Raw genomic sequence first — 14,911 nt, 5'->3', positions numbered from 1 at the left:
TCCCTTCCTAGTATCAAACCGTTAAAACGTTTGCATCGCGACCGAAGGATGTCTCTGAGCGAGGAGAGTCGAGCATGCTGCCACCCGTTTTTGCACCGCGTTACCTCGCCCTGTTGCTGGCACTGGCCAGCGTATCCGCCTACGCCGAACAAGCAGCGACCGCCGATGATCCACAGCAGATCCGCGTGCTGCTGGCGGCCGAGCTGGAAACCACCCTGTCCAGCCAGATGAGCGGCACTCTGGGCGAGCTCAAGACCCGCTTCGGCGAGCACGTGGCCAAGGGCGCCACCCTGGCCCGTTTCAACTGCAACGAAGCCCAGGCGCGCGGCAAGGTCGCAGTGGCCGAACTGGCGATGGCCCGGCAGAACCTGGAGGCCAAAAAGCAACTGCGCAAGCTCGACGCGGTGGGCGATATCGAAGTGGCCGCCGCCAATACCGAGGTGCAGAAAGCCGATGGCGCGCGCGCAATGGGCGAAGCGCAGATGAGCTACTGCCAGGTGCTGGCGCCCTTCTCGGGCCATGTCGCCAAGGTGTACGTCAAGCCTTACCAGACCGTCAGCGCCGGCACGCCGCTGTTCGACCTGGTCAGTGACGGCGCATTGAAGGTGCGCCTCAATGTGCCGTCCAGCCAATTGAAAGACCTCAGCCCCGGCCTGCCCCTTCAAGTAAGCGTGCACGAAACAGGCAAGACCTACCCGGCCAAGGTCAGCGTGATCAACTCCCGGGTCGATGCCGTGGCGCAGACAGTTGAGCTCGAAGCGCGTTTCGATCAGCGCTACCCCGAGTTGATCGCCGGCATGAGCGGCACGGCGCGGTTCGATCATGACCGTGAATAGGCCGCTGCCGCACCCGCAGCTGTTGCTGCAGCTGGATGCTCTGCGCGACAAGGCCATGGCCGCTGAGACGCTGAACGCGCTGGCATTCAGCATGGCCAACGACTTTTATCCGCTGCTGCCTTTTCACCAGGCGTTGGTGTTCGAGCAAGGCAACAGTGGCCTGGAACTGCTGTGCGTGTCAGGCCTGGCGCGGCCCACCGAGGACTCGCCCTACCTGGTGTGGCTCCGCCGCGCCAGCCGCTGGCTGGGCGGGCATCTGGTCGATGCGCAGCCCGCCTGGTTGACCCAAGCCAATGGAGCGCCCCCTGAAGACATCGCCGAAGGCTGGGCCGAATGGTGGCCTTCAGGCTTGTGGTGCGTACCAGTACATGGGTCTGCCGGCCAACGCCTCGGGGTACTGGTCTTGCTGCTCGAAGAGCCCCCGCCCGCGGTACTGCACCAGCAACTCGAAGGTCTTATCCGAACCTGGGCATACTGCTGGAACGCGCTGACCCGGCGCCGACGGGTTAGCCGCTGGCGCCCCAGCCGCCGTCAACTGCTGATCACCTTGCTGGTGATCGCCGGACTGTTGCTGGTGCCGGTCAGACAGACGGCGCTGGCACCGGCGCAGATTGTTTCGCGCCAGGCACAGATCGTCAGCTCGCCAATCGATGGCGTGATCGCCCAGGTACTGGTGCGCCCCAACCAGCCCGTGGAAGCCGGTACGCCGCTGTTCACCCTCGACGAAACCACCTTGCGCAGTCGCGCAGAAGTGCTTGGCAAAGAGGTCGCGGTGGCCGATGCCGAGTTGCTGGCGGCCAGTCAGCGAGCGTTCGACAACCCGCAAAGCAAGAGTGAGCTGACCCTGCTGCAGGGCCGTGTTCAACAGCGCCGGGCCGAACTGGCGGCGGTACAAGCGCAGCTTCGGCGCACCCAGGTCGTGGCGCCACGGGCCGGGGTGGCGGTGTTCAGCGACCCCAACGACTGGCTCGGCAAACCGGTGTCCACCGGCGAGCGCATCATGCACGTGGCCGACCCGGCGCAACCGGCCATGCAGATCCAGTTGGCGGTGGCCGATGCCATCGCCCTGGAGCCGGGCGCCGAAGTCACCCTGTTCCTCACCGCTTACCCGCTCAGCCCACTCAAGGGCAAGATCCTCGAAACCAGCTACCAGGCCAAGCCCAGCGATGACGGGGTGGTGGCCTACCGCCTGCTGGCGAGTATCGACGAGCAGGCCGAGCATGCCCGCCTCGGTCTGCACGGCACGGCCAAGCTGTACGGCGGCCGGGTGATGCTCGGCTACTACCTGCTGCGCCGCCCACTGGCCACGCTGCGCGCCTGGAGCGGTTGGTAATGCTCGACCTTACCGACCTGCCGCTGCCGCCCCTGCGCGAGGACCTGCGCCTGTGCGAAGCCGCCGACAGCCGCGAAGGCGAACCGGCGTGGATGATCCACGACACGGTGCTCAACCGCTTCTACCGCATCGGCTGGCTGGAATTCGAATGCCTGCTGCGCTGGGGCCAGACACCGCGCCAGATCAGCGAGCAAATCTCACGCGACAGTGCGTTGAAACCGGATGTCGAGCAGGTGCTGGCGTTACGTGGTTTTCTCGAACATCACCACCTGCTGCGCCCCGGCGCCGAACAACTGGCCAAGCTGCAGGCGGCGAGCGAAGCGCGCACCTGGTCGAGCTGGCGTTGGTGGTTGCACCACTACCTGTTCTTCCGCGTCCCCCTGTTGCGCCCGCAAGCCGGCCTGCAGCGACTGGCGGCGGCCTTGGGGTGGCTGTTCCATCCGCTGACCGGGGTGCTGGTGCTTGGCTTGACGCTGCTGGGCATCATCCTGGTGATGCAGCAGTGGGACAGCTTCACCCATGCGGTCGTGGAATCGTTCTCCACCGAGGGCTTGCTCAGCTTTGCCCTGGCGCTGGTGGTCGCCAAAACCTTGCACGAGCTCGGCCATGCGCTGGTCGCCACGCGCCTGGGCCTGCGCGTCGGGCACATGGGCGTTGCGTTTTTGGTGCTGTGGCCGATGCTGTACACCGACACCGGCGAAAGCTGGAAGCTCAAACACGCCAGGCAGCGGCTGGCAATCGCTTCGGCGGGCATCGTTACTGAGTTGTCCCTGGCGGGCCTGGCGACGCTGGGTTGGGCCTTGTGTGACGATGGCGCACTGCGCAACGCACTGCTGTACCTGGCCACCACCAGCTGGGTGCTGTCGCTGGCGCTCAATGCCAGCCCGTTCATGCGCTTCGACGGCTACTTCATCCTCAGTGACCTGCTGGATTTTCCCAACCTGCACGAACGCGCCTCGGCACTGGCACGTACGGCCTTGCGGCGTAACCTGCTGGGGCTGAACGACCCGTGGCCCGAGCCGTTCCAGGTTGGGCAACGCCGGCTGCTGATCGCGTTTGCCTTCGCCACTTGGTTGTACCGTTTGGTGCTGTTCCTGGGCATCGCCGTGGCGGTCTACCTGTTCTTCTTCAAACTGCTGGGGATCGTGCTGTTCATGGTCGAATTGGCCTGGTTCATCGCGTTGCCGGTGAAGCGTGAGCTAAGCCACTGGTGGCAGCAGCGCGCGCGCATTCCGGGGCGACGCAAACAATTGATCTATGCCTGCGTGGGGCTGGCCGTAGTGGGCCTGGCGTTGCCTTGGCACAGCCAGGTCGATGCCGTGGGCGTGGCTCGCGCCGAGCACCAGTGGCGCGTCTACACCCCCTACCCTGCACGGCTGCAAAGCCTGCACCCGGCAGGGCCGATCAAGGCCGGCGAGGTGCTCGCCGTGCTCGACGAACCCGACCTGGATTCGCGCCTGCGCAGCAGCGAAGCCAGTGCCCGCAGCTATCAGGCGCGCTTGTCCGGCCTGCTCGCCGACCCTGCCGGGTTGGCCGAAGATGCCGCCACCCAACAGCGACTGAACGTGCAGAACGAGGAAGCCCGCGCCGCGCGCAGCGAAATCGCCCGGCTGAACCTGCAGGCACCGTTTGCGGGCGTCTGGTTGGACCTTGACCCGGACTGGCGTCCCGGCCAATGGCTGAACCGCCAGCAAGCACTGGGTATTCTCATCGACCCTGACCACTGGCAGGTCGATGCCTATGTCGCTCAGGACCAGGTCCATCACCTGGCCGTGGGCAATGCCGTGAAGTTCTACCCCGAAGGCCAGGCCACGGCACTGCGCGGCAAAGTGCTGGCCATCGGCAGCACCCGCGCCGGGCAGTTGGCCCACCGCATGCTTTCCTCGCATTTCGGCGGCCCGGTGCCCACCACCAGCGAGCCCCTTGTCCCTAACAACGCCTTGTTCCAGGTACTGATTGCCCTGGATGAGCCGCTGACCACGGTGCGCGAAACCCGCGGCAAGCTGAAGATCGAAGGGGAAAAACGCAGTGTGCTCGGCGAGATGGGCAAATGGTTGCTGGGCGTCGGGCTGCGTGAAAGCGGGTTCTGAACAGTGCCTTTCGGCGCCTGCTCTCCCACGCAAACTAATCCCGACTACGATTGCTTAAGCCTCGCAACTGGCGTCGAACTTCTGAGCAGGGTACAGAAATGGACATCAATAGCAGAGCCGGCTTTGCCACAGCTTCACGCCCACGATCTCAGACCCTGGCGCTGGAACAGCGGATTCTCTTTGACGGTGCCGCCGCAACCGCTGTCGACCAACAGCACCACAGTGACGCCAGCCCCGCTGAAACCCAGGACAGCAGCCATCCCGCACCAACCGCCAGCGAAGCGCAAACCGCTGCACCGGCGCCCGCGCCACGTAACCTGGTGGTGGTCGATGCCCGTGTGGAAAACCGCGATCAATTGGTCGCGAGCTTGCCCGCCGGCACCACCGCACTGGTGGTTGACCCTGGCCAGGATGCCATCGCCGCCATCAGCACGGCCCTGGCGCAGTTGGGTAAAGTCGACTCGATCCAGGTGTTCTCACATGGCGCCTCTGGCCAGTTCACGCTGGGTAACCAGGTGTTCACCAGCCAGACGGTCGAGCAGTTGGGTGATCGGCTGAGTGCTTGGCGCGGCGAGCTGAATACCGGCGCCGACATTCAGCTGTACGGTTGCGATGTTGGTGCCGGCAGCGCCGGCCAGGCATTGGTCAATGAACTGGCCCGCTGGACCGGTGCCGACGTCGGCGCCTCCAGCAATGCCACCGGCAGCCCGCTGGCGGGCGGCGACTGGCGCCTGGAGGTCAGCAGCGGCGATGTCGACAAGGCCATCGCCCTGGCCGCCACCACCCTCGACCGTTTCCAGGGCCTGCTGGCCGACGCCAGCCCCACCGCCAGCCTGGGCAGCGGCGGTGCCGAGGTGCAACTGGGCGAGCAGTTCACCTTTACCGTCAGCTTCAACAACCCCTCGACCCAGGAGGGCTACGCCCCGTTCATCGACGTGTTCATGCCGGCTACCGGCCGCGACGGCGATGATGGCGCCAGTTTCGTCTCGGCGACCTACCTGGGCCAGACGGTCAACAGCTTCGTGATCACATTCGATGCCAACGGCAACGCCACCCACCCGCTGGCCAAGGACGCCAGCGGCAACGCGCTCGTGATCAATGCCGCCAGCGTGGGCATGAAGCCCGGCGACCAGATGGTGGTGCTGCAGCTGCCCTACGCCAGCGTCACCAATGGCCAGCCCAGCATCGACATCCAGATCACCGCGCAGCTCAGCAACCTGGCCGATACCACCTACTCCGACGGCGCGCCCAACCTCACCATCAACACCCGCGCCGGCTTCGAATACGGTAACGATTCACTGAACAACCCGGCCCAGGACCCGAGCCTGGTGGAAAGCGCGCTGCACAGCTTCATCGTCACCCCGACCCTGCTGAAGGTCGAGCAAACGGTCAACATGCCCGAAGGCGAGACCGTCACCGGGCCGAACTTCACCCGCACTCAGACCGTCACCGTGACCCCTGCCCCGGGGCAGACCCTGAGCAATGTCACCGTGACCCAGACCGTGCCTGACCAGGTACACGTCAGCGCCATCACCCCAGGGCCGGGCGGCACCCTGACGTCGGTGACACTGCACGACGGTACGGTACTCACCGACCCGGCGCTGATCGCCCTGGCACTGGCCAATCCCAACGCCTTCGTCGCCAGCTACGACATCCATTACGACACCCTGAGCGCAGCCAGCACGACCCAGGTCAGTTTCTATGTGCCGGAAATCGACGCCAACGGCCGGCCCGTGATCGACCCTGCCACCGGCAACCCAACACAGATCAACTTTGGCACCGCCAGCGTCACCGGCGACTGGAACCCGCTGGACCCACGCGACCGCCCCACCGACCCGGAGGGCTACCCGTTCAGTGAGACCGGAAACGGCCAGGGCGTGACCTTCGTCGCCAAGTCGATCACCCTGCTCAAGCAGGTCAACCTGCAGACGGATGTCGGCACGACCGGCCTAACCCCCGGCGACACCCTGCGCTACACCATGAACGTGGCCATCTCCGACTTCTTCGCCTTTGGCGAGAACATCCTCGAGCAAGGCCAGTTCACCCTGACCGACCTGCTCAGCGATGGCCAGACCTTCGACCCGAGCAACCCGCCCACCCTGTTGATCCAGCAGCACGGCGTGGCGCAGAACATCGCCCTGATCTACACCCAGACGGTCAACGCCGATGGCAGCACCACGCTGGTCTTCGACATCGCCGAGTCGATCCGCCAAGCCATCGCCGGCCCCGGCATAGCGGCGCTGTTCGGTGACCTGTACGACGACACCGTGCAGGAAGGCGCCACGCGCCTGAGCATCGTCTACGACGCGACCATCGACGCCACCTACACCAGCGACCATCCGCCCCACGACCAGCTCAACGAAGGCGACAGCGTCGGCAACAACGCCACGGTCAATGCCACCGTGCTGCGCGACGCGGTCAACCTCGGCGGTACCCAGACCGACGGCTCCAGCACCACCAGCACCATCGACACCTCCACGGTCGACATCGAACTCACCCAGGTCAATGGCGGCAACCCGCCGGCCAACGGCGAACTGCGCCCAGGCGACGTGGTGACCTTCACCATCAGCTATGACCTGCTGGTGGCCGATTACGAAAACTTCAAGCTCATCGCCTACCTGCCACTGCCCCTGCTCGACGCCTCGGGCATCGCCTGGAGCTTCGGCACCGGGGTCGGGCAATGGACGTTCGGCCTAGGCAATACCACGCTGGATGTACCCGACAGCGTGACCACCGGCCCCGGCAACTCGATCATCTTCGACTTTGGCAACTATGTGTCTGGCGGGATCAACGGCGCCACCGTGCAGGTGCGGTTTACCATGGTGGTCGGCGACCAGCCCTATGCCGACCAGCGTGAGCTGGACGTGCTGGCGCAGTCGAGCCAGACCACCACGGTCGACAAGACCGTGCTTACCTCGTCGGATGTGGCGGTGATCGAATCGGTCGCCGAGCCGGTGCTGGACATCCGCCACGGCGTGGTTTCCAGCAGCAACGGCACGGTCAACGGCACCACCGGCAGCTGGTCCGCCCCTGGCAGCAGCGGCGTGCCGTTCAGCGGCAGCATCACCAGCCTGGCGGCGGTGGACGGCAATGTCAGCGGCATCGATGGCGCCGACACCCTGCGCCTGGCCACAGCCCTGAAAAACAGCGGTGGCGGCGGCGCGTTCGATGTCAGCACCAGCATCACCCTCCCCGCCGGGCTGTCGTTTGCCGGCGGCAGCCTGGCGGCCGCCAACCTGCAGATCTATCGAGGTGACGGCACCCTGCTGGTGCTGGGCACGGACTACAGCGTCAGCGGCAACACCATCACCTTCCTCGACGCCAATGGCCAGGCCAGCCTGCTGGCCGGTCGCGCCGGCACCGCCAGCGATCTGTCCGGTGCCAACGTGGTAGTGATCACCTATGACGTCAGCGTGGCCAACGCCATTCTCGCTTCCAGTACCCTGCAAAGCACGGCGGCCCTGACCTACTACGCCAGCGTCGACGGCGGCCAGGACTTCACACCGACCGACCTGGTGGAAGTCGCCAACCAGCAAGTTGCCGCGCCCACCATCAGCAAGACCTACAAGGACGGCAGCCTCAGCGAGGATGACTCCAGCGCCACCCACACCACCGGCAGCAACCTGGTGATCGGCGAAAGCATCACCTACGACATCGTCGTCACCCTGCCGGAAGGTGCCACCGGCAGCCTGCGTATCAATGACCTGATCCCGCCTGGCCTGCGCCTGGACCCACGGTTCAACGGTAACCTGGGTTATGAAATCATCACCACCACGGCGGGCAGCGGCGCCCTGTCAGCCAACTTCAATGGCATCCTCAACGTCAATCCGGTGACCCTGGATGGCAGCGACGGTGCCGACCTGATGCTGGCCTTCTCCAGCGCCGGGGCCACGGCCGACAACGTCATCGGCAACAACAGTTTCGTCATCCGCCTGGTCCTGGTGGCCAGCAACGTACCCGGCAACCAGCAAGGCACCACGCTGAACAATGGCGCGCAACTGGTCTACAGCGACCCCGACGGCGACACCCCCAACGGCACCGCCCCAGTTGACCGCAGCCTCGTCAGCCCTCAACAGCCTGGGGTAAGCATTGTCGAGCCCACCCTCAGCGTCACCCAGCAGGTGACCTCGACCCCCACCTTCGGCGGCTTCGACGAGGGCGATACCGTCACCTTCACCATCACCGTAGCCAACAATTCCGGCACCGACGCGTTCGATATCAGCTTGCTTGACATACTGCCGACCCAGATCGACAACCTGGTGATCAGCGGCACCATCCAGTACAACGGTGGCGCCAGCAACAACGGCGGCGTCGATTTCGTCATCCTCAACGGCCAGTTGGTGACCGCAACCGGCGCCAACATCGACATCGCCAACGGCGGCAGCATCGTCATCACTCTGAGCGGCGTGGTCAATGCGACCGCCGCAGGCCAGGCCGCGATTCCCAACAATGTCGACGTGCGCTGGAGCAGCCTGAACGGCACCAGCAACAGCACCGACACGGTCAATGGCGAACGCAGCGGCGACGATGGCCTGCTCAATTCGGGCGTGCTCAACGATTACCGGGTATTGAGCGCCCTGCTGATTCCGATCACCAACGGCATCCAGGTGTCGCGCGTCGGCGGTGTGTCCGATACCCCGCCCGCCACCAATGGCAGCGGCGCGACTGATACCAGTGGCCTGCAGGAAACCGTGGCGGTCGGCGAAATCGTCCGCTATAGGGTGGCCGTGCTGGTACCGACCGGCGACAACCCCAGCTACCAGATCCGCATCGAACTGGCCGCAGGCCTGGAATTCATACCTGCCGACCTCAACAACATCCTGATTGCCATGGTATCCAGCCAACTCGGCGGGCTGACCACCGACGCCACCAACCTGCTCAGCGGTGGCACGCTGTACATGACCGGCAACCAGAACAGTGACGTGGCCTTGCCCATCCACACCGACCTGGGTGGCGTGGCGCCCTCCGGCATATTCGATGGCAATAACGGCCGGCTGCAGATCATCACCAACGCTGACGGCAGCCAGACGATTACCTTCAGTCTCGGCAACCTGACCAACACCGAAGCCAACGACAGCGATATCGAAGGCGTGATCCTCGAGTTCAACGTGCGTGTCAGCAACGTGGCTGGCAACCAGGCCAACACGCAGCTGGGCATGACCGTGTTCGAGCACGTCGGCGACAACGGCGGCGTAGACCGTGGCAAGAGCGATACCATTTTCGAGCGGGTGGTGGAACCGAGCTTCACAGGCATGGACAAGTCGGTCATCGACGTGACCCCAGGCGCCGTAGCCGGCACCACCGACGCCACGGTGTCGGTGAGCTTCACCCAGAATGGCGGCGTGCCAGCCTACGAGACGCACTTGGCCGACCAGTTCCCCAATGGCAGCAACTACCAGGTGCAGAGCATCCTGCTCAACGGCGTGGCCCTGGACCTGGGCAACCTGCCTGCGGGCGTCAGCTTCACCGATGGCGCGGCCATTGCCGTGGACTTCGCCCGGCTGGCACCCAACGACACGGTTCAGGTGGTCTACACCGTCACCCTGCCCAACCAGACCATCGCCGACAACGCCGCCAGCGCTGCCGTGCTGACCTGGACCAGCCTGCCCAGCGACTTCGAAAGCACCGGCTGGGGCGGTTCGCTGCCCGCCACTGCCGGCGGAGCAACCGGTGAGCGCACGGGGCAAGATGGTGCGTCCGGCTTGAACAACTACATCCTCAGCGACGGTGCCGGCATGGGCGTGATTCAGGGCACGCTGTGGGACGACACCCGCAGCGCCACGGACAACGTAAGCCCTGACGGGCCTGGCCTGGACGGCATCGGCGTCAGCCTGACCTGGGCCGGCGACGATGGCCAGTTCGGCACCGCCGACGACCGCACCTTCACCACCGTCACCAGCAATGGCGGCCTCTACCAGTTCGCCCTGCTGCCCTCGGGCAGCTACCTGATCGCCGTGGCCCAGGACCACCAGGCCAGCGCCAACAACAACTTCCGGGTGCGTATCGATACCGACACCGGCGCGGCCTTGGGAGGCCTGGGCCGGGTCAATGTGGCCCTCGGAGAAGGCAGTACCGGCATCGCCGACGCCGGCTACGTGCACATCAACGAAGCGCCGATCAACACCGTGGCCGAGCAGCAGGGCCAGGAAGACACCGTGCTGCATATCGGCGGCCTGGCCATCAGTGACATCGATGTCAACGCCGGGAACACGGATGGCATCATGACCATCACCCTGACCGTGGTGCATGGGGTCATCTGGCAGACCGCCACCCCACCGGCTCCAACCGCCACACCACCCGCCGGGGCCGGCCGTAGCCTGGTGCTGACCGGCACCCTGAACGAGCTGAACGTGCTGCTGAGCCAGCTGTATTACAAAGGCGACCAGGACTTCAACACCTTCCGCGATGCGGAAACCCTGACGATGGTCACCAACGACCAGGGCAACTTCGGCGACGCGCCACTCAACGGCGATGGCATCCCCGGCCAGAACCCAGCCGACGCGCTGAGCGATACCGACGTGATGAACATCGTCATCGACCCGGTCAACGATGCGCCGGTCGCCCACGACGATCTGGCCATCGCCGTGGAAGCCGGAGGCTTGAACAATGCCGACCCGGGCGTCAACCCGACCGGCAACGTGCTGGCCAACGACACCGACGTCGATATCCAGACCAACAACGACGTGCTCACCGTGACCCGCATCGCCAGCAATATCGTGCCGGGCGGAGTGGCGGTGCCGGCCACTGGCGTCACGGCCATACAGGGCCGCTACGGCACGTTGCTGATCACCGCGGGTGGTGGCTTCCAGTACAACGTCGACAACGCCAACCCTGAGGTGCAGGCGCTGCGCACGGCGGGCAATTTCATCAGCGATTTCTTCGGCTACGACATCGTCGACAGCGGCGGCCTGACCAGCAGCGCGATACTGCAGGTGAATATCCACGGCGCCAACGATACCCCGGTGGCCATCAGTGACGCCGCCACCGCCATCGAGACCGGCGGCACCAATAACGCCACCCCTGGCCAGGACGCCACCGGCAATGTGCTGACCAACGACACCGACGTCGATTCGGTGGCCTTGGGTGAAACCAAGCAGGTCACCGCCGTACGTTACGACGGCCCCGGGGGCGGTCGGATCATCCCCGTTGCCAGCGGCCTGGCAACCAGCGTGCAGGTGAACTTCGGCACCCTGACCATCAATGCCGATGGCAGCTACCGCTACGTCATCGACAACAGCAACCCCGCAGTGCAGGCGCTCTCCCCTGGCCAGACGCTGACCGAGGTGTTCACCTACCAGATGGCCGACACCGGTGGCTTGAGCTCGGTGAACATCCTCGTCATCACCGTGCAGGGCGCCAACGATGCGCCGGTGGCCGTGGACGACGTTGGCAGCGCCAGTGCCGGGGCCAGCGATGGCAGCCCGGCGCCGGTCAATGCCAGCGGTAACGTGATTACCGGCAACGGCGGCGTGGGCACCGACACCGACGTCGACAACCTCGACCAGCCGACCGCCACCCAACTGAAGGTCGATGGCGTGCGTAGCGGCCTGGAGAGTACCAGTGGTGCGCTCAGCCCGGTGGCCAACGGCGCCCCTGCCGCCATTACCGGGACGGTAGCGCGGCTGGCCGACAGCAGCCTGATCAGTGGCAATTTCGGTCAACTGACCCTCAACGAAGACGGCACTTACACCTTCGCGGTCAACAGCGCCGACCCGGCGATCCGCGCGCTGAGCGCCGGGCAGAGTCTGCAGGTGATCTTCACCTACCAGATCCACGACAGCGGCGGCCTGACCGACCAGGCGCAGTTGGTGATCACGGTGACCGGGGTCAATGACCCGCCCGTGGTCAATCCAGTCAGCATCGATGCCATCGAGGCCGGTGGGCTGAACAACGCACAACCCGGCCTCGACCCTACTGGCAGCATACGCGCGGCCTACAGCGACCCGGATGGCGATACCCTGACCATCAGCGGCGTGGTCAGCCCGAACGGTATCAACGGCACACCGGGCCAAGCCCTCGCAGGCAACTACGGCAGCCTGGTCCTCGATGCCCAAGGCAATTTCAGTTATGTGGTGGACAACAGCAACAGCGCGGTGCAAGCCCTGCGCACCGATGCCGACCAGCTCACCGAGGTGTTCCAGTACAGCGTCAGCGATGGCAACGGCAAGGTCGTCACCGCCACCTTCACCGTGGTCATCCATGGCCGCAACGACACGCCTGTCGCCGCCGATGACAGCACCCTCGCCATCGAGGCCGGCGGGGTCAACAACGGCACGCCCGGCCAGCCAGGCAGCGGCAACGCGCTGGTCAACGACACTGACGTCGACGCCGGTGACAGCAAGACCCTCGACGGCATCTACCTCGGCACCCTCGCCGCTGGCGGCACCTTCATCCAGGTCAATGCCGGCGCGACCGTGGTGGCCGGCACCTACGGCACGCTGAGCATCGACGCCAACGGCAACTACGTTTACACCGTCAACGACAGCCTGGCCGCCGTGCAGGCGCTCAAGGCTGGCGAGCAGCTGCGCGAAACCTTCAGCTACCGCATGCACGACACCGACGGCGCCAGCTCCCAGGCGCAGATCAACATCACCATTGAAGGCCGCTACGACACCCCGGTGGCCGTTGATGACTTTGCCTACGCAGTGGCCGTGGATGACGACGGTACTGGCGGACGCAACCCCACCGGTAATGTGCTGAACAACGACACCGACGTCGATGCCAACGACACCAAGACCGTCACCGCCGTGGCCGTGGGTGCCGAGAGCAGTAACCCTGCCCTCGACCCGTTGACCGGCAGCGCGACCGTGACCACCAACTTCGGCACCCTCACGCTCAATGCCGACGGCAGCTACCAGTTCGTGGTCAATTCCAACGACCCCACCATCATTGCCCTCGGCCCGCTGGGCTTCGTCATCCAGCGCTACACCTACCAGGTCACCGACGGCGGCGGGTTGAACGACACCGCGACCCTGACCATTTTCATCCGCGGCGAAAACCAGCCTCCGGTTGCCGGCCCCGACCAGGGCCTGGCCGTCGAGGCCGGCGGCGTCGACAACGGCATCCCAGGCAGCAACCCCAGCGGCAACGTGATGGACAACGACAGCGACCCGGACACCATCAACATCCTGTTCCCGGAAACCCTGGAGGTGCTGGCGTTCTGGAGCGGTGACGGCCCGCTGCCGAACGACGCCAGCCTGGTCGGGCAGACCTTGCGCGGCCAGTACGGCGATCTGACCGTCAATGCCGACGGCAGCTGGAGCTACGTGCTGGACAACAGTTTGCAGGCCGTACAGCAGCTGCGCACCAGCGGCCAGACACTGGTCGACAACTTTACCTATCTGCTATCGGACATATGGGGAGGCACCGCCAACGGCCTGCTGACCATCACCATCGACGGGCGCAACGACTACCCCGTGGCCAATGACGACATCGCCAACGCCGTCGAAGCCGGCGGCGTGAACAATGGCACCCCCGGCGTGGACCCGCAGGGCAACGTGCTGGACAACGACACCGACGTCGACGGCGTGCAGTACGGCGAGAGCAAGACGGTGCTGCAATACACGGGCGAAAATGGCCAGACCGCCAGCGCCGGCCAGGTGCTGCAGGGCCTTTACGGGACGCTGCTGATCAGCGCCGACGGCCGCTACCAGTATGTCGTCGACAACAGCAACCCGACCGTGCAGGCCATGCGCAGCGCCGGCGAATCGCTGCGGGAAGTGTTCACTTACCGCATGCGCGATACCGCCGGTATCACCGCTGATGCCCGCCTCACCGTCACTATCCAGGGCGCCAACGACAACCCGGTGGCCCGCGACGACAGCAATACCGCCAGCGACCAGGTGCCGGCACCACACACCAGCGGCAACGTGCTGCCCAACGACAGCGATGTGGATGGCGGCGACGGGCTGACCGTGACCGGGATTCGCAGCGGCCAGGAAGCCGGCACCGGCAATGCGGGCGTCATCGGCCAGCCAATCGCCGGCCAATACGGCACCCTGGTGCTCAACGCCGACGGCAGCTACACCTACACCATCGATTTGAGCAACCCGGACGTGCTGGCAGCCGCAGGCCTTGGGCAGGTGCTCAAGGACTATTTCACCTACACCCTCAGCGACCTGGCCGGCGCCACGGATCAGGCCCAGCTGATCATCACCCTGGATATCTCCACCCCGTACATTCCACCCGGCCCGTATTTCGACCGCGATAGCCAGGGCCGGCTGATCAACCTGCCGCTGCCCGACGTGAGCCCGGCGATCTTCGTCGCGCCGGTGGTCGAGCGAATCAACCAGGCCCTGAGCCTCTCCGCCTGGGACGCCGATGGCAGCGATGTGCGCCTGTTCGCCACTCCCGAAATCGAAAGCCTGTCGCTGGGCAACGGGCTTGGCCTGGTCCCGGGCCAGTTCGTTGCCAGCGCGGTGGCCGAGAGCCGGCGCGCCAGCCTGGAAGACCAGTACTGGATCGACGGCCGCCACGGCGTCATCAGCCTGACCGCCGACGGCCTGCTGCCGGACCCTTCGCTGTGGGCGCCCGTGCCCACCGACATGGTCGCACCAGCGGAGCAACCACCACAGCCAGCGCGCGGCTTCCGCGCGCAATTGCGTGAAGCGGCCCAGCGCCGCGGCAGTAACGCCCCATGAAGCCGATACATT

At 65.4% G+C, this 14,911-nt stretch carries 4 protein-coding genes; all 4 read left to right on the top strand.

The window, feature by feature from the left end; genetic code table 11:
* Positions 1-74: 74 nt before the first annotated feature.
* The 4 genes from ACIQUF_RS02040 (at position 75) to ACIQUF_RS02025 (ending at position 14,899) form a co-directional block, all read left to right on the top strand.
* Entirely contained in the window at positions 75-836 is a 762-nt protein-coding gene (locus ACIQUF_RS02040) for an efflux RND transporter periplasmic adaptor subunit (RefSeq protein ID WP_403127682.1), read from the top strand.
* Positions 823-2,169 carry an efflux RND transporter periplasmic adaptor subunit gene (locus tag ACIQUF_RS02035; protein ID WP_403127680.1) on the top strand — a complete coding sequence of 449 codons (1,347 nt, stop codon included), beginning with the start codon at positions 823-825 and terminating at the stop codon, positions 2,167-2,169. The genes ACIQUF_RS02040 and ACIQUF_RS02035 overlap by 14 nt, the downstream gene beginning before the upstream one ends.
* Positions 2,169-4,259, top strand: coding sequence for an HlyD family efflux transporter periplasmic adaptor subunit (locus ACIQUF_RS02030; protein WP_403127677.1), 2,091 nt, complete (start codon positions 2,169-2,171; stop codon positions 4,257-4,259). Before ACIQUF_RS02035 ends, ACIQUF_RS02030 begins: the two co-directional genes overlap by 1 nt.
* A gap of 98 nt (positions 4,260-4,357) precedes the next feature.
* Positions 4,358-14,899 carry a VCBS domain-containing protein gene (locus ACIQUF_RS02025; protein ID WP_403127674.1) on the top strand — a complete coding sequence of 3,514 codons (10,542 nt, stop codon included), beginning with the start codon at positions 4,358-4,360 and terminating at the stop codon, positions 14,897-14,899.
* The last annotated feature ends 12 nt before the right edge of the window (positions 14,900-14,911 follow it).

The sequence above is a fragment of the Pseudomonas sp. NPDC090233 genome (assembly GCF_044772285.1).
In the GTDB taxonomy this organism is placed as follows: domain Bacteria; phylum Pseudomonadota; class Gammaproteobacteria; order Pseudomonadales; family Pseudomonadaceae; genus Aquipseudomonas.
Note: the sequence above shows the minus strand (reverse complement) of the source record. Positions and strands in the feature narration are given on the sequence as shown.